The organism is Janthinobacterium sp. BJB446, from assembly GCF_002735655.1.
GTDB lineage: Bacteria > Pseudomonadota > Gammaproteobacteria > Burkholderiales > Burkholderiaceae_D > Janthinobacterium > Janthinobacterium lividum.
Genome location: NZ_PDZK01000002.1, coordinates 143,552 through 159,565 on the forward strand (window position 1 = coordinate 143,552; position 16,014 = coordinate 159,565).

General features: G+C 65.3%; 15 protein-coding genes. 1 reads left to right on the top strand and 14 read right to left on the bottom strand.

Annotated features, from left to right (window positions below):
* Positions 1–126: 126 nt before the first annotated feature.
* Complete coding sequence (gene tsaD / locus CSQ92_RS16350; RefSeq protein ID WP_034779881.1) at positions 127–1,167, top strand: tRNA (adenosine(37)-N6)-threonylcarbamoyltransferase complex transferase subunit TsaD; 1,041 nt, start codon at positions 127–129, stop codon at positions 1,165–1,167.
* On the opposite strand, the gene eutC is transcribed toward tsaD, so the two are convergent.
* The 14 genes from eutC to CSQ92_RS16420 form a co-directional block, all read right to left on the bottom strand.
* Complete coding sequence (gene eutC, locus CSQ92_RS16355; protein ID WP_099394793.1) at positions 1,168–1,941, bottom strand: ethanolamine ammonia-lyase subunit EutC; 774 nt, start codon at positions 1,939–1,941, stop codon at positions 1,168–1,170.
* Positions 1,942–1,949: 8 nt separating this feature from the next.
* Positions 1,950–3,338 carry an ethanolamine ammonia-lyase subunit EutB gene (locus CSQ92_RS16360; protein ID WP_099394794.1) on the bottom strand — a complete coding sequence of 463 codons (1,389 nt, stop codon included), beginning with the start codon at positions 3,336–3,338 and terminating at the stop codon, positions 1,950–1,952.
* Between the two features lie 34 nt (positions 3,339–3,372).
* Complete coding sequence (locus CSQ92_RS16365; RefSeq protein WP_099394795.1) at positions 3,373–4,836, bottom strand: TIGR01777 family oxidoreductase; 1,464 nt, start codon at positions 4,834–4,836, stop codon at positions 3,373–3,375.
* Positions 4,833–5,474 carry a DUF4166 domain-containing protein gene (locus tag CSQ92_RS16370; protein ID WP_099394796.1) on the bottom strand — a complete coding sequence of 214 codons (642 nt, stop codon included), beginning with the start codon at positions 5,472–5,474 and terminating at the stop codon, positions 4,833–4,835. The genes CSQ92_RS16365 and CSQ92_RS16370 overlap by 4 nt, the downstream gene beginning before the upstream one ends.
* Positions 5,471–6,025 (bottom strand): GbsR/MarR family transcriptional regulator, encoded by a 555-nt coding sequence (locus CSQ92_RS16375; protein ID WP_070281486.1) that lies wholly within the window; start codon positions 6,023–6,025, stop codon positions 5,471–5,473. The genes CSQ92_RS16370 and CSQ92_RS16375 overlap by 4 nt, the downstream gene beginning before the upstream one ends.
* Positions 6,026–6,092: 67 nt before the next feature.
* Positions 6,093–7,211 (bottom strand): fatty acid desaturase family protein, encoded by a 1,119-nt coding sequence (locus CSQ92_RS16380; RefSeq protein WP_257219253.1) that lies wholly within the window; start codon positions 7,209–7,211, stop codon positions 6,093–6,095.
* Entirely contained in the window at positions 7,208–8,323 is a 1,116-nt protein-coding gene (locus CSQ92_RS16385; protein WP_099394798.1) for a sterol desaturase family protein, read from the bottom strand. The genes CSQ92_RS16380 and CSQ92_RS16385 overlap by 4 nt, the downstream gene beginning before the upstream one ends.
* Complete coding sequence (locus CSQ92_RS16390) at positions 8,320–8,958, bottom strand: phosphatase PAP2 family protein (RefSeq protein WP_099394799.1); 639 nt, start codon at positions 8,956–8,958, stop codon at positions 8,320–8,322. Before CSQ92_RS16390 ends, CSQ92_RS16385 begins: the two co-directional genes overlap by 4 nt.
* A complete protein-coding gene (locus tag CSQ92_RS16395) occupies positions 8,955–10,259 on the bottom strand; it encodes a F390 synthetase-related protein (protein WP_099394800.1) in 1,305 nt (434 codons plus the stop codon). The genes CSQ92_RS16390 and CSQ92_RS16395 overlap by 4 nt, the downstream gene beginning before the upstream one ends.
* Entirely contained in the window at positions 10,256–11,086 is an 831-nt protein-coding gene (locus tag CSQ92_RS16400; RefSeq protein ID WP_034779925.1) for an MBL fold metallo-hydrolase, read from the bottom strand. Before CSQ92_RS16400 ends, CSQ92_RS16395 begins: the two co-directional genes overlap by 4 nt.
* Entirely contained in the window at positions 11,079–12,116 is a 1,038-nt protein-coding gene (locus CSQ92_RS16405; RefSeq protein ID WP_034779928.1) for an NAD-dependent epimerase/dehydratase family protein, read from the bottom strand. The genes CSQ92_RS16400 and CSQ92_RS16405 overlap by 8 nt, the downstream gene beginning before the upstream one ends.
* Positions 12,117–12,126: 10 nt before the next feature.
* Complete coding sequence (locus tag CSQ92_RS16410; protein WP_099394801.1) at positions 12,127–13,107, bottom strand: 3-oxoacyl-[acyl-carrier-protein] synthase III C-terminal domain-containing protein; 981 nt, start codon at positions 13,105–13,107, stop codon at positions 12,127–12,129.
* 49 nt (positions 13,108–13,156) lie between these two features.
* Positions 13,157–14,065 carry an ion transporter gene (locus CSQ92_RS16415; protein ID WP_099394802.1) on the bottom strand — a complete coding sequence of 303 codons (909 nt, stop codon included), beginning with the start codon at positions 14,063–14,065 and terminating at the stop codon, positions 13,157–13,159.
* Positions 14,066–14,157: 92 nt separating this feature from the next.
* A complete protein-coding gene (locus tag CSQ92_RS16420) occupies positions 14,158–15,909 on the bottom strand; it encodes a cation:proton antiporter domain-containing protein (RefSeq protein WP_099394803.1) in 1,752 nt (583 codons plus the stop codon).
* Positions 15,910–16,014: the final 105 nt, after the last annotated feature.

The following is a 16,014-nucleotide window of genomic DNA, read 5'->3' on the forward strand; positions in this document are numbered from 1 at the left end:
GGGGAAAACCGGCCCGCGGCGCACTGCGCAAGTGCACACTGCCGCCGAAATGGTGCGCCGGCCGCACGGTGGACTGCCCGGCTTTCCTTTACAATGGCGGATTACTCCTCCCTATTTAGCACCTTCATGATTGTTCTTGGCGTCGAATCCTCCTGTGACGAAACCGGCCTGGCCTTGTACGACACGCAACGCGGCCTGCTGTCGCACGCCCTCTATTCGCAAGTCGCCATGCACGAGCAATATGGCGGCGTGGTGCCGGAACTGGCGTCGCGCGACCATATCCGCCGCGCCATCCCGCTGCTGGAAGAAACCCTGGCCAAGGCCGGCATCACCCTGCCCGAGATCGACGCCATCGCCTATACGCAGGGGCCGGGCCTGGCCGGCGCGCTGCTGGTCGGATCGTCCGTCGCCTGCAGCCTGGGCCTGGCCATCAACAAGCCGGTGCTGGGCATCCACCACCTGGAAGGCCATCTGCTCTCCCCCTTGCTGGCGTCCGAGCCGCCGGAATTCCCCTTCATCGCCCTGCTGGTGTCGGGCGGCCACACGCAGCTGATGCGCGTCGATGGCGTGGGCCAGTACACGATGCTGGGCGAAACGCTCGATGATGCGGCCGGCGAAGCGTTCGACAAGTCGGCCAAGCTGCTGGGCCTCGGTTATCCGGGCGGCCCGGCCATTTCGCGCCTGGCCGAATTCGGCGATCCGCTGGCCTACAAGCTGCCGCGCCCCATGCTGCACTCGAAGGATTTCAACTTCAGCTTTTCCGGCCTGAAGACGGCCGTGCTGACGGTGGTGAAAAACCATGAAGAAAAAGTCATCGCGAATATCTGCGAACAGGACAAGGCGAATATCGCGCGCGGCTTCGTCGACGCCATCGTCGACGTGCTGACAGCCAAGTGTGTCTCGGCCCTCAAGCACACGGGCTTGAAACGCCTGGTGATCGCCGGCGGCGTGGGCGCCAACGCGCAACTGCGCGCCTCGCTCAACGCGGCGGCCGCCAAGAAGCGTTTTAAAGTGTATTACCCGGAGCTGGAATTCTGCACCGACAACGGCGCCATGATCGCCTTTGCCGGCGCCATGCGCCTGCAAATCAATCCCGACGCCGCCAAGCACGATTACTCGTTCAACGTGCGCCCGCGCTGGCCGCTGGACGAAATCCGCGAAGTCTGATCACGCCAGCAGGAAGTTGCGCGCGCCCGCCAGGGCCGCGCCTTCCGCCACCGTTTCATCCTTCAAGCCCACGCCCGACAGCTGCCGGCTGAACGCCTGCGACAGCAGGTAGTGCAGCCGGTACGCGGCCTGCGCATACGCCAGCCCCTCGGGGCGCACGTTCGAAATGCAGTTGCGGCGCTCGTCCAGCAAACCTGCTTCGGGCGCCCACGTCAGGTACAGGCCCAGGCTGTCCGGGGAACTCAAGCCAGGCCGCTCGCCGATCAGCACCAGCACGGCGCGCGCCTTCAGTAATTCCCCCACCTCGTCGCCGATGGCCACCCGTCCCTGCGCCACGATGCATACCGGCGACAGCGTCCACGCTTCCAGCGCCAGCCGTTCGCGCAAGGCGGCCAGGAAGGGCGCCGCATGGCGCTGCACGGCCAGCGCCGACAGGCCGTCGGCCGCCACCAGCGCCAGGTCGGCTCCCGTGGCACCGGCGGCCAGCCGCAGGCGTGAAGCGTCGTCGAGGCGGCGTCCCAGGTCGGGGCGTTGCAGATAGTCGGCGCGCGTGGCGGCCGCGCTGTGCAGCTGCACGCTGGCCAGCCCCTGCTCCGCCAGTGCCTGCGCCAGGGCCTCGCCATCGAGCGCCAAGTGCACGGCGTCGCGCGCCTGCGCGTGGGCCAGCTGGAACGCCAGCTGTGCCTTGGTCGGCACGCTCACACCGCGGCGTCCGAGCGCGATGCGCGCCGCCGTGTACGCGCGCAGGGCTTGCCAAGGAAGGTTCCCGTCCATGCGTCCCCCTAGGTGTCCAGGCGCAGCAGGGCCGCCTGGAAGGCGGGCGCCAGCGCCGTATGCAAAAGGCCCTGCGCATCCGTGATCCGCATGCGTGCCAGCCAGGCTTCGAATTCCGGCGCGGGACGCAAGCCCAGCACCCGGCGCGCATACAGGGCGTCGTGGAACGAGGTGCTCTGGTAGCCGAGCATGATGTCGTCCGCGCCCGGCACTCCCATGATGAAATTGCAGCCGGCCACGCCCAGCATGGTCAGCAAGGCATCCATGTCGTCCTGGTCCGCTTCCGCATGGTTGGTGTAGCACACGTCGCAGCCCATGGGCAGTCCCAGCAGCTTGGCGCAGAAATGGTCTTCCAGCCCCGCGCGCATGATCTGCTTACCGTCGTACAGATACTCGGGGCCGATGAAGCCCACCACCGAATTGACCAGCAGCGGCTGGAACGCGCGCGCCACCGCATACGCGCGCGCTTCGCACGTTTGCTGGTCCATGCCGTGGTGCGCGCCGGCCGACAGGGCGCTGCCCTGCCCCGTCTCGAAATACATGACGTTGTTGCCCACCGTGCCACGCCCCAGCGACAGGGCCGCCGCCTGCCCCTCGGCCAGCAGGGACAAATCGATGCCGAAGCTGCGGTTGGCCGCCTGCGTGCCCGCCACCGACTGGAACACCAGGTCGACGGGCGCGCCGCGGCGGATCGCTTCGAGGGTGTTGGTGATGTGCGTGAGCACGCACGACTGCGTGGGAATCTGATATTGATCAATGACGGCGTCGAGCAGCTGCAGCAATGACACCACTTGCGCCACATTGTCGGTGGCGGGGTTGATGCCGATCACGGCGTCGCCGCTGCCCAGCAGCAGGCCGTCAAGGATGGCGGCGGCAATGCCCGTGGCATCGTCTGTCGGATGATTCGGCTGCAAGCGCGTGGACAGGCGGCCTTCCAGGCCCAGGGTATTGCGGAACGATGTGACGACCCGGCACTTACGGGCCACCAGTACCAGGTCCTGCAGGCGCATGATTTTTGAGACGGCGGCCGCCATTTCCGGCGTGATGCCGGCGGCGACCTCGGACAGCGTTTGCGTATCCGTCGCGTCATCGAGCAGCCAGTCGCGAAAGTCGCCCACGCACAGGTGGGAAATCGGCGCAAAGGCGGCGCGCTCGTGGGTGTCGATGATCAGGCGCGTGACTTCATCGTCTTCGTACGGCACCAGCGCCTCATTGAGAAAAGTCAACAAGGGCACGTCCGCCAGCGCCAGCTGCGCCGCCACCCGTTCACGCGCGCTGGCTGCCGCCACGCCGGCCAGCACATCGCCCGAACGGGGCGGCGTGGCCTTCGCCAGCAGCGTTTTCAGGCTGGCGAACTGGTAAACATGGCTGTCTATCGTATGGCTGAAGCGGGGCATGGTTCGGTTCCTCCAATCCCCATCTTACGCCAACTTATAAACTGCGCAGCGCCCCTTCCAGATGCGGATAGCGGAAGGCAAATCCTTCGGCCAGCAGGCGGCGCGGGGCCACCCGCTGGCCTTCCACCAGCAAGTCGGCCTGCTCGCCCAGCAAGGCGCGCATGACGAAGGCCGGCGTGGGCATGACGCTGGGGCGGTGCAGCACGGCGCCCGCCACCTGGGCGAAGCGGCGCTGCTCGATGGCTTCCGGCGCGCAAAAGTTATACGCGCCGCTCACCATGCCCTGCTCACTGCGGCGCGCCAGATGGGCGATGCCGCGGATCACGTCGCGCACATGCACCCACGTGACCCACTGCTTGCCGCTGCCGAGGGGGCCGCCCACGCCGAAGCGGATCGGCAGCAGCATCTGCGGCAGCGAACCCTGGTGGCCGAAGACGAGGCCGAAGCGCATGCAGCCCACCTGCACGCCAAATCTCTCCGCCTGGCGCGCGGCCGCTTCCCATTCCTGGCACAGCTGCGACATGAAGATGGCTTGCGGCGCGCTGTCTTCATCGAGCTGCGTCGCATCGCCCTGCGGCTGCACGCCGTAATAGCCGATGGCCGACGCCGACAGCAGCACCCGTGGCTTGTGCTGCGCGCGGGCGATCCACGCCACCAGGGCCTGCGTCAGGGCCACGCGGCTGCGGCGCAAAGTGGCTTTGCGCGCGTCCGTCCAGCGCTTCCCGACGATGCGCGCGCCGGCCAGGTTGACCACCATGTCGATGCGCCGCGCATCCGGCAATTCGTCGAGCGCCTGGATGCAGCGCACCTGGCCATCGAACGTCCACGCGGCCTGTTTCGGCTGGCGCGTCAGCACCGTCACCGCATGGCCGTCGGCCAGCAAGGCGCTGACCAACTGCTGGCCGATGAAACCCGTGGCGCCCGTCACCAGCACGGACTGCGGCGCGGCGGCAAAGCTCAGCCGCTCCTCCTGCTCCGCCGTCTCCTGCACCTTGCGCCGTCCCAGCCGCCACACGGCATACGCATCGCGCAGGCCGGACAGGCCCACGCCCACGCCGCACAGGGCCAGGAAGACGCTAAGCCAGCCATACGGCTGCCACACGAGGGCCGTCGGCAAGCTGGCCCACTCGCTGCTATTGAGCGCCAGCAGCGCGATAAAGGCGCCCGCATTGATCGCCAGCACCGTATGCGTGACCCGCTCCGTGGCCGGCAAGAGGCGGGTCTGGTCTTCCACCACGAAATCCCACAGGGTCAGCACGATTTCCACGCCAAAGACGATCACCAGCACCCAGGCCCAGGCGCCATGCCACTCCCAGGCGGCCAGGCCCACGAACAGCAGGCTGTAGATCAGGGCGCGCGTCGCATGGATGGTCAATTCAAGGCGCGCCGATGCCTTTTGCGGCAGCGCCTCCGTGATTTCATGGTGATAGATGGTGTCAAAGGCGCCCAGGCAGCCTTGCGCCGCCATCAGTTGCAGGGCCAGCAGATGCGTATTCATGGTGTCTCCTTCATTTCCGGCGCGGCGGATTCGCGGAACACGCCCACTTGCGTAAACGTGGTGCCGAACAGGGCGTGGCGAATCTCGATGCGGATATTGAACTGCTGCGGCGTGTCGTTGCGGTGGCACAGATAGGTCTTGCCGGGCGTGAGCACGCCGGGCAGCGGCATGCGCCAGCCGAAAAGGTCCCAAAAATAGCCATCGCTGGTGAAGTGCAGGTTGCCATCCTCGACGTGGAGCAGCAGCTTCATGCCCAGGCCCATGCCCACGTATTCGAGCACTTCGCCTTTTTCGCTTTCGGCCATATAGGAGGTGAAGCGGATCGGCGCGCGCCCGTGCAGGCGATACGTGCGCTGCTTGAAGATGTAGGGACAGCCGGGGCGCGAATAGACTTCGATATCCACGGGGAAGCCGTGGTCGTCGTACGGGATCAAAGCGCCGTCGATGAACGGGCGCGTGAGCCAGCCCAGCACCTTACCCAGGCGCGAGCTGGTGAGTTCACTGAGTTCGCCCCGGTAGTACAGGGGCTGGCCCGGCGCGGGATTTTTCTCGAAGCGGCGGCGGATATCCGGGTGCAGCGTGAGCCACTGTGCGCCCATCACCTTCTTGAACAGTTCTCCTTCCGAGGGGCCGTTCATGATTTGCCACGCTTGCCCGGTTTGTCTTCCGGGCTGAGGAACTTGGCCACCTTGCCGCCCATCGACAGCATGCGCTGCAGGGTGGCCGGCGGCAGGTTTTTATAATCGCTGTAGGTGCTGCTGAGCATCTCCAAAAACGCCAGCACTTCGCCCATGCGTTCCAAAGTAGCCGGTGGAATGGCGGCATCGTGCTCGCCCTCGATCGCGCATTCGCGCAGCACCGTCAGGGTGGGATCGATCTCGCGCCGCTTGCGCTCTTCCATGATGACGCGGAAGATTTCCCACACATCCTGCAAGGCGACGAAATGGTCGCGCCGGTCCCCCATCACGTGCGTGATGCGCGCCAGGCCCCAGCTTTGCAATTCCTTCAGGCTGTTGCTGACGTTGGACCTGGCCACGTTCAGGCTGGCCGCGATGTCTTCCGCCGTCAGCGGTTCATTCGCCAGGAACAGCAGCGCGTGGATTTGCGCCACCGTGCGGTTGACGCCCCAGCGGGTGCCCATCTCGCCCCAATGGAGAATGTACTTTTGCGTAGTTGGACTCAGTTCCATTGCTTTCTCTCATTTCTGTCGCTACAGAAATTTAAGACGAAACGGAAACCGAGTCAAGCGCGATTCGTCAGGGCTTTGCCGGTGGCTGGCCCATGGCGCGCAGGAATTGCTGCTGCGAGGCGTGCAGCTGGCCGTAACCGAGTTCGCGGTACACGAGGCCGTGGCGCGGCGCCAGTTCGGCCAGGATGCGCGCCAGTGCCGGGTAATGGCGGTGGTTCCAGGTGGGGAACAAATGGTGCGTCAGATGCAGATTCAAGCCGCCCAGCCAGTAGCCGAGCCAGCGCAGGGCACGCGGCCTTGGCGTCCAGTCGCAGGCCGTATAAAACGTGTGCTGGTACCAGTCGTGCGGCAGGGTGCCATCCTGCCCCGGCTGGAAAAACTCCACTTCGGCCCAGTGCGTGCCGAGGATCAGCGCCACCAGCGCGCACGAGGCGAGCATCTGGCCCACGAAATACGCGCCCAGCACCACGCCCCAGCCGATGCCGTGCTGCTGCAGCACCCACATGGGCAGCGCCAGCACCAGCGCCACGTGGCCCAGCTTCCAGCCCAGGAAGGACAGCCAGCCGCGCCAGCCCTGCAGACGGCTGTGCGCGGCCACGGGCGTCTTGCCGAAGCGGTCCAGCCAGTCGCCATACCAGTTCAGATACGGCAGCGACAGGGCCGCCACCACGGGCCAGTACAGGTACTGGTAGCGGTACTGCGGCGACCAGCGTTGGAACGGCGTCTGGCGCAAAAACGGATTCGGCTCCGTGTCGAGGTCATAGCCTTCCACGTTGGCGTACGTGTGATGGAAGTGCACGTGGCGGATGGTCCAGAAATCCGTGTCCACGCCCACGGGCAAGCCCACCAGGCGGATCAGCACGCGGTTCCAGGCTCCCTGGCGAAAGACGGCGCTGTGGGCCGCGTCGTGCAGGGTATTCATGGCCAGCGCCATGGCCGCGACCAGGCAAGCCACATAACTGGCGACAAACGGCCAGGTGCCGCCGGCATTCAAGGCCAGCGCATACAGCCCCACCGTCAGCGCGGCCAGAAACACGGTTTTCGCATGCAGGCGCGCGTCGCCGAAGCGGTGTCTTCCTTCGTCCGCCAGGTAGGCGTCGGCGCGCGCGCGCAATTCGCGGCGGAAGGCGGAATCGCGGGCGGGCTGGAAGCGCAGCGGCGGCAACGAAGGTACAGGCTGCGTCACGCGCGCGTCCCCGCCGCTGCCGGCCACCACAGGCGGCGCGCGCCGTCGAGGCCATGCGCCAGCAGCGCAGCCAGGAAGACCACGCCCCACGCATCGCGCGCGCCATACCAGCCCAGGAACAGCAGCGGCATGGCCACGGCGATGGCGACCCAGGCGATGGCGCCCCAGCGGCGCGCATCCGACAGGCCGCCCAGCGCCAGGGTGCCGCCAAAGATCAGCGCAAACAGGATGGCCTGCTGCGCGCCGGCCAGCACCGCTTCGTGATTGACGTAATAGATCACCAGGCCAAACAGGATCACGCCGCCGATGCCGATGAACAGCTCGGGCACGTGGAAAGTGCCGCGCGACTGCCAGTGGGGAAAGCGCGCGCGCAGCCATGTGAACAGTTTGCCGTTGCTGGCCAGCAGCGGGTTGTGCGTGGGTGTCATGCCCTTCACGCCATAGCGCATTTCCACGCCCTCGAGTTCGGGCTGAAAACTGCCGAACAGCCTGTCCCACAGCAGCAGGGTGCCGCCGAAATTGCGGTTGATATAGCGTTTATCCGTGCCGTGGTGCACGCGGTGGTGCGAGGGCGTGACCATAAAGCTATCCAGGATGCCAGACTTGTTCACCAGCGCATTGTGGTTATAGAACTGCACCGTGTAATGCAGGGAAGAGACGACAAGGAAGATTTCCAGCGGCACGCCCAGCACGGCCAGGATGGCGATGAAGGGGAAATTCGTCAGCGACGAATACCAGGAATTGCGCACGCCCAGCGACAGGTTGAAATGCTCGCCCTGGTGGTGCACCACGTGCACGGCCCACAGCAAAGGGATTTTATGATGCAGCCGGTGCATCCAGTAAAAGCACAAATCCCAGGCAAAAAAAGCGAAGACCCATTGTACCGCCACGGGCCACTGGTCGACGATGTGCAGGTTCACATGGCGCAGCAGCAGGGCGAACGCCGCCACTTCCACGCCGCGGAACACCCACATCAATATGTGCCCCGAATTGAGGTTGAAGATCACGTCCTTCCACGGCACGGGGGTCTTGCGCACCCATTTCAGGATCAGCAGTTCGGCCAGCACGAAGGCCAGCATGATCAAAAACGACAGGGCAAATGGATTCATCATGGTGCGGTTTTCATGGAAACGGCGCGGCGGGCAGCCAAGGATACCTGCATTTTGGCCAGCATGCCGCCAGCGATGCCAACGGCCAGGCCGGCGGCCAGATCGATGCTCACGTGCCGGCGCAGCGCGATGATGGCATAGCAGATGGCCAGGCCCAGCGCCACGGCCAGCGCGGAGCGCAGCAGATGGCGCTTGTCGCACAAGGCCCACACGCACAGCAACGTCAGGGCGCCGTGCAGCGACGGCAGGCAGTTTTGCGTGGAATCCGCCGCCTGCAGCATGCGCAGCGCCTGCGTGCTCCAGGCATTGCCTGCACCGACGGGCGGATACGCGAGGGTGGTCGGATACAGCAGGAACACCACGCCGCACATGACGGCGGAAAGCGCCATGGCGCGCGCCAGCCAGCGCACCCGCGCCGCATCGGCCGCCAGGTAGGCGTAGGGGATCAGGATGAAGAAGGACAGGTACAGCCAGATGGCGGCGTCCGTATAGGGAATGGCGCGGTCGATGGCCGTTTCCGGCAGCAGCACGCCCTGCCCTTGCAGCAAGTCGCTGGAAAAATACACGAGGCCCACGCTGCCCCAGCCGGCCAGCAAATGCAGCAGGCGGCCGCGTACGGTCATGGAAGAAGGGTTCATGCGGTCGCAAGGCGCCGGATGCGGCGCCGTTTCATGGTGGGATCAAAAGGAGGCAGTTCAGCGCTCGTCGTCCATGCCAGGCCGTCGACGGCCACGCCGAGGCCCTGCAGCACCGCTGCCAGGTGCGCGCGCAGGGCGGCCAGTCCTGCCTCGTCCAGGGCCGCATGCAGTTGCAGCGATGCGTCGCCCGACTGCACCAGGCGGTAATCGGCGTCGGGCGGCAAGGCTTGCGCAAAGGCCCGCGTCAGCACGTCGGCAAACACGGCGACGGGTGCACCGCCATGCGCGGACGGCAAGGATGGCAAGAACAGCATGTCGTCGCAGCGCCCTTCGATGCCATCGATGGCGCGCGTGGCGCGGCCGCATGGGCATGGCGTAGCGCGCGCGATCAGGATGTCGTCCAGGCGGTAGCGCACGATGGGCTGCGTGATGCGCGTAAAGTCCGTAATCACGGGGACGAAGCGCCGCTGCTCTCCATCGAGCCACTGCGGCTCGATATGCACGTACTCTTCGTTCAGGTGCAGCACGCCGTGCTCGCAGCTGCTGGCGAGAAAACCCTCGGTGGCCTGGTAGATTTCATGCACGGCGCCGAACGCCTGCACGATCAGCGCGCGGTCCTGGGCTTCCAGCACTTCGGCCACCGAGATGACTTTTTTCGGCGCCAGCGCCTGGCTGCCATCGATGACGCGCAAGGCCAGCTGGCGCAGCACCTGGGCCGGCGCGACGATGACCGTTGGTTGATATTGCGCCAGCTGCGCGCACAGGCTGTCGAACGGTTCGAACAAATCGTAAAAGGCAAAGGTGAGCCATGGCGAGCGCACGGCCGTGTACAGATTGCTGTTCGCGCGCAGGAGCAGGGCGACCCGCTCGCCGGAAAACAGGCCGTCGGGCAGCGCCTTGGCCAGCATCACGCCCGCCCATTGGGCCTTTTCGCGGGGGCTGACGGTAAACACGGCGCGCCGCGACGAGGTACCGGACGACAGGCCCACCGTGATGTCGCCGACGGCCGGCGTAAAGTCGCGGCTCTGCTCGGCCGCCATGGCCGCGTCCATCGCTTGCGCCAAAGTCACCCCTTGCGTATTCATGGCGTCGAAATGCTCGAGCATCAGCGCCTTGTTCATCGTCGGCCACTGCGCCAGCGGCAAGCCGCGGTACGGGGCGAAATAAGCGCTGCGCGCGCACAGCACCGCAATGAAACGGGCCAGTTGCCGCTGCTGGTAGGCGTGCAGCTGCGCGCGGTCCGCAAAGTGCAGGCGGCGCGTGCGCCAGTACGACAGCAACAGCCAGAAGATACGCTTCACGGGCGGCCCGCCACAGGAATATAGTCCGCCGTGTCTTCGTGCGTGATGCGGATCTGCGCATTGCCCGACCGGTGCAACTGGTGCAGCCGGTTCAGGGTGGCGTAATACGGCGCGCGCTTGTGCTGGATGATAAACGACAGTTCGGACGGTCCGCGCAGCTGCTGGAAACTTTCCGGCACCCAGGCCGCGTCCGACGCCAGCAGGGTCCAGCCGCTCTCCTGCAGCACGAAGGCGCCCAGATGGCCGATGGCGTGGCCGGGCAGGTCGACGATGTAGATCTCGCCCGTGCCGCTGACGTCGCGCCCGTGCGTGAATGGCAGCAGGGCGGCCGGCAAGGCCGTCTCGGGCACGCTTTCCACGAAATCCAGGCGGTCGGCTATATCGTTTGGCAGCAGCTCGGGCACGAAGGCCTGGCGCACGGCGGCCACGCCGGACAGTCCCCGCACGGCGTCCCAGCCCGTTTTGGAGGCCATCAGCCGCGCGCCGGGAAAGTCGCGCAGGCCCGCGATATGGTCGGCGTGGAAGTGCGACAGCAGCAAGGTGTGGATATCGCCGGGCGCCACGCCATGCGCGCGCAGCTGGCCCTGCAACGATTCGTTCCCGTCGAAGGAAATCGGCGTCACCCACGCGTACATGCGGTACACGCCCTTGGACGTGGCGGCGCGAAAGTGTTCGGCGTAGCCCGTGTCCCACAGGTACAGGCCGGCGCGCGTCGCTATCAGGTAGGCGCGCGACGGGAAGCAGCGGCTGGCCAGCCCGCTGCCTTTCAAGACCATGCACGAAGGATGCGTGCAGTGGCCGACGCGAAACGCGGTGATGCTAGCCATTGCGCTCCTTGCCCACCTTGTGCGCCGCCGCTTCCTGGCGCATCCACTGCGCCGTGCGGGCAATGCCGTCCTGCAGGCTGACGATGGGACGATAGCCGAGCACCTTGCGCGCCTTGGCGCTGTCGAGCGTCATGTCGAAGCTGAGCGCGCCGATGCTGTAGGGCGTGAGCGCCGGTTCGCGGCGCGTGAAGCGCGAAGCAAACTGCATCAGGCGCGCCACCAGCGCCAGCACGCGGTACGGCACGCTGACGATCTCGAACGGCTGCTGCAGATGGTCGCAGAACAGGGTGCGCAAAATGTCGCACAAGCGCGCCGGCTCGCCATTCGTGATGTTGAAGGCGGCGCCGGAAGCGATGGTCTTGTGCACGGTGGCCAGCCACATCGCATGCACGACATTGTCGACATAGGTGATGTCGATGGTGGCCGCGCCGCCATTGGGCAGCGGCAGCTTGCCGCCGCGCTGTTCCAGCACCCTCGCCAGGCGCGGAATCAGCACCTGGTCGTGCGGGCCGAAGATGGCGCGCGGGCGCAGGATCACGCACGTCATGCCGCGGTGGCGGTCGACGCAATCCTGCACCAGTTTTTCCGCCATCGCCTTGCTGCGCGCGTAGGCGTTGACGAAGGCGTCGGGGCGGAAGGTTTCCGGCACGTCGTAGCGGTTGCGATAATCGAAATAGATGGCTGGCGTGGAGATGTGCACGAAGCGCGCCACGTGCAGGCTGGCGGCCGCGCGCAGCAGCTGGGCCGTGGCCGTGACGTTGGCGGCGATGAAATCGCGCTCGGGGCCCCATGGCGACGACAGCGCGGCGCAGTGCCAGACGGTGTCCATGCCGCGCACCAGCTCATCGACCTGGCGCGGCGATGCTTGCGCCAGATCAAGCGCCACGAATTGCGCGCCCATGCGTTCCAGTTCGCGGCCCACGGCGGCGTTGCGGCCCGTGGCGCGCACTTCCACGCCCTGCGCCAGCAGGGTGCGCACGGCATTGCGCCCCAGCCCGCCCGTCGCTCCCGTGACCAGTATCCGCCTCATTACACCACCTTCACAGGTCAAGAATCATGCCGCCGATGGTCAGGCCCGCGGCCGTCCCCATCATCAGCAAACGCTGGCCCGCCACGGCCCGCCCCGTCATCACCGCCTCGTGCAGGGCGGTAGGCAAGGACGCGGCCACCTGGTTGCCGTGCGTTTCAAAGATCTTGATGATTTTAGCATCGGGAACGTCAAGGATGCGCGCCGCATGCGCGAGCCCCAATGGGCTGGCCTGGTGCGGCACGACCACGTCGACTCTATCCAGTCCCGCGCCCGATTCCAGCATTAGTTCCGCCAGGAAATCCGGCATTACCTTGACGGCCAGGCGGAACACGGCCTTGCCATCCATGCGGAACAGATAATCGCCCGGTTCGCAGCCATTGCGCGGGTTGCGCTCGGTGCCGCCGCCGCGGATTTCGCAGTAGCGCCGCCCTTCCGGATATGTGCCCATCTTGTAGGCGCGGATGCCGGCGCTGCCATCGCCCCGCTCGACGATGACGGCGGCGGCGCCGTCGCCAAAGATCATCGACGCTTCCGGCTCGCTCCAGTCCACGCCGCGCGAGGCGAGGTCGGACGAAACGATGGCGATGCGCCGGTAGGCGCCACCGGCCAGCATGGACGCGGCCACGCGGAAGGCGGCCATGAAGCTGAGGCAGCTGGCGTTGACGTCGAAGCTTTGCGTGCCTGGCGGCAATCCCGCATGTTCGGCAACGAAGCAGGCCGTATTCGGCAAGGCCTGCTCGGGCACGCCGTTGGCGCAGATCAGCAGGTCGATGTCGGCCGGACGCAGACTGGCATTTTTCAGCGCGTCGAGCAGGGCGGCGGCGCCCAGCTGGCTTTGCGATTCATCGGGCGCGGCGACAAAGCGCGACAGCACGCCGCTCTTGCGCAGGGTGTAGCCAGCTGGATGGCCCAATGTCAGGTCCAGGCTTGCGGAAGTCACGCTATGCGACGGCACGGCCTTGCCCGTCGCGATCAGGCGAACTGGAATCATGTTGGCCTTAAAAAAGTAAAGTAAATACGGTTGATGTATGGTCTATGCGCTAATCGCGTGCCAGCGGCGGCAATGCAACACCGCAGTTCTTGCAGAAATTGGCATCGTCATCGAGCCCTTCTTTCAGGCACGTGGGGCAGGTACGCGTGGTCACCAGCTTGGAACTGCGCTGTACCGTCATTTCCGCGCTGATAATGCCGGTAGGCACTGCCAGGATGCCCCAGCCGAGCAACATCATCAGCGAAGCGATGGTGCGCCCGATGTCGGTGCGCGGCGTGATATCGCCGAAACCGACCGTGGTCATGGTGCTGATGGCCCAGTATATCGACGTGGGGATACTGCTGAAACCGTTTTCCGGCCCTTCCACGACGTACATCACAGTACCCAGCAGAAAGACCACCATCATGACAAAAGACAAGAAAATGAGAATTTTGCGCCGGCTGGCCAGCAAGGCCCGCCCCAGCACCGTGTATTCATGCACATACGACGTGAGCTTGAGGATACGGAACATGCGCAGCAGGCGCAAAATGCGCACGTCGATCAGCACGTGCGCGCCCGGCAGCAGCAAGCCGATGTAGGTCGGCACGATGGCCAGCAAGTCGATAATGCCGAAAAAACTCTTGGCGTAGCGCACAGGATGCTGCAGGCACGACAGGCGGGCGAAATATTCGATGGTAAATAAAATGGTGAAAAACCATTCCAGCGCCGTCAGCCAGGCGCCATAGCGCTCGGCCACGGAGGCGACACTGCTGAGCACGACCACCGTCACGCTGATCAGGATGGCGGCGATCAGCAGCAGGTCGAAGGCGCGGCCCGTGCGCGTTTCCGCCTCGAAAATGACGGTGTACACCTGCTCGCGCCAGCCCCGCTCGGGCTTGCCATATTTCTGCTGCGTTTCCTGCGCCGCCAGTTGCTGCGGCGTCAGGGGCGCCGCGCCGCTCTTCGTCGCGGCTTTCATGTGGGTAGTGTGCTCATATACTATTATTGTATAGATAATTGACAAAGCACGGCGACACGCACGGTTGGGCTACAGGTTTCATTACAACAACACTACGACAGCTTTTTCGCCAGCAGCACGGCATTGCGCCGGTCGCGCTCGGCCTGCACGATGTCCGTCGTGCGTGCTTCCGAGATGCCCACCGTGTGCAGCACGGTGGCCGTCAGCTGCAGCGCCGATTCCAGCGCCTCGGGCACGACCAGGGTAGCGCCCGCCTGTATCAGGGCCACGGCATGCGCCTCGTCGCGGGCTCGCGCATACACGGGCAGCTGCGGATATTCGCGGCGGATCGATTTCACGGCATGCAGCACGGACGCCGCATGGTCCATGGTCAGCACCACGGCGGCGGCCCGGTCCGCATTGACCTTTTGCAACAGTTCCGCGCGCGACGCATCGCCGAAATACACGGGGAAACCGCGCGGATGCAGGGTCGTCACCAGGCGCGCATCATTCTCGATGGCCACATACGCGATATCCTGCTCCGTCAGCACCTTGGCCAGCAACTGCCCCACCCGGCCGAAGCCGGCGATGATGACGGTGTTGCCCTGCGGCGGCAGCGCGCCGTGCGCCAGGTCGGCCAGCTGATGGTGGTGGCGCTGCTCCCACCAGTTGCCAAAGGCGCGCGCCGCCTTGGCCAGCGCCGGCGTGGCGAACAGGCTCAGGCCCACCACCAGCATGACGAACTGCGCCACCTGCGGTCCGATCAGCTTGGTACCAAGCGCATACGCGACGACGATGAAGGCGAATTCGCCGCCCTGCCCCAGCAGCACGCCCGTTTCCACGGCGCGCCCCCAGTGAAAGCCGCCGATGCGGAAAATCACGCTGATGACGAGGGTTTTCAAGGCAAACAGGCTCAGCACGGCCAAGGGAATCAACACCGGCGACTTGAGGATTTCGCGCACGTCGATCTGCATGCCCACGGACATGAAGAACAAGCCCATCAGCAAGCCTTTGAAGGGCTCGATCGTCACTTCCACTTCGTGGCGAAATTCCGTTTCCGCCAGCAGCAGGCCGGCCAGCAAGGCGCCCAGCGCCATCGACAAGCCCGCCAGATAGGTCAATCCCGCGATGCCCAGGGTGCTGAGCAGAGTCAAGGCCATGAACACGTCGGGCTGGCGTTTCTTGACGAAAAACTGGAACAGCGGACGGATGACGCGGCGGCCCAGCAGATAGATCAGCAGGATGGCGCCGGCCGATTTCACGGCCGCAAAGCTGAGCAGATACGCCAGGTCGTCGCTGCGCCCGCTGGCGAACACGTCGATCAGGATGAACAGCGGCACCACCATCAGATCCTGGAACATCAAAATGGAAAAACCCGCCTGGCCGGCCGGCGTCTGCAGCGAGCGCTGATCGGTCAGCAACTGCATCACCACGGCCGTCGACGACAGCGACAGCACCAGGCCCAGCACGATGGACGCTTCCAGCGACAGGCCAAAGTAATACGCCACGCCGCCGATCAGGCAGGCGCTGACCGCCACCTGCCCCACGCCCGCGCCAAATACCCAGCGCCGCAGCGCCCACAGCCGTTCCGTCGACAGTTCCAGGCCGATCATGAACATCAAAAACATCACGCCCAGCTCGGCCAGGCCGCTGACCTGCTCGGCGCGGACAAACGAGAAATACGTCAGCCACGTGAACTCGCCGGCCCACAGGCCGAAGCCGAACGGGCCAAACAGGGCGCCCACGGCCAGGAAACCGAGGACCTGGTTGACCTTCAGGCGTTGCAATAACGGAATAAAAATCCCGGCCAGGGCGAGAAACAGCAGGGTTTCCCGCAGATACGGTAAGGCGTGTTGCTCTTCCAAGATAATCCTAATTGAATGGCATTCATGCCGAATTTACAATTGTCGCATGCTGAGCAAGGGCACAGCAGGCGCGCACGCGATATTTTTTGCCGCAAGGCAACATGA

Excerpts from the sequence above, each read along its gene's own strand:
- tsaD (WP_034779881.1), top strand. The coding sequence starts at position 127 with ATGATTGTTCTTGGCGTCGAATCCTCCTGTGACGAAACCGGCCTGGCC.
- eutC (WP_099394793.1), bottom strand. The coding sequence starts at position 1,941 with ATGGACGGGAACCTTCCTTGGCAAGCCCTGCGCGCGTACACGGCGGCG.
- CSQ92_RS16360 (WP_099394794.1), bottom strand. The coding sequence starts at position 3,338 with ATGCCCCGCTTCAGCCATACGATAGACAGCCATGTTTACCAGTTCGCC.
- CSQ92_RS16365 (WP_099394795.1), bottom strand. The coding sequence starts at position 4,836 with ATGAATACGCATCTGCTGGCCCTGCAACTGATGGCGGCGCAAGGCTGC.
- CSQ92_RS16370 (WP_099394796.1), bottom strand. The coding sequence starts at position 5,474 with ATGAACGGCCCCTCGGAAGGAGAACTGTTCAAGAAGGTGATGGGCGCA.
- CSQ92_RS16375 (WP_070281486.1), bottom strand. The coding sequence starts at position 6,025 with ATGGAACTGAGTCCAACTACGCAAAAGTACATTCTCCATTGGGGCGAG.
- CSQ92_RS16385 (WP_099394798.1), bottom strand. The coding sequence starts at position 8,323 with ATGATGAATCCATTTGCCCTGTCGTTTTTGATCATGCTGGCCTTCGTG.
- CSQ92_RS16390 (WP_099394799.1), bottom strand. The coding sequence starts at position 8,958 with ATGAACCCTTCTTCCATGACCGTACGCGGCCGCCTGCTGCATTTGCTG.
- CSQ92_RS16400 (WP_034779925.1), bottom strand. The coding sequence starts at position 11,086 with ATGGCTAGCATCACCGCGTTTCGCGTCGGCCACTGCACGCATCCTTCG.
- CSQ92_RS16405 (WP_034779928.1), bottom strand. The coding sequence starts at position 12,116 with ATGAGGCGGATACTGGTCACGGGAGCGACGGGCGGGCTGGGGCGCAAT.
- CSQ92_RS16410 (WP_099394801.1), bottom strand. The coding sequence starts at position 13,107 with ATGATTCCAGTTCGCCTGATCGCGACGGGCAAGGCCGTGCCGTCGCAT.
- CSQ92_RS16415 (WP_099394802.1), bottom strand. The coding sequence starts at position 14,065 with ATGAAAGCCGCGACGAAGAGCGGCGCGGCGCCCCTGACGCCGCAGCAA.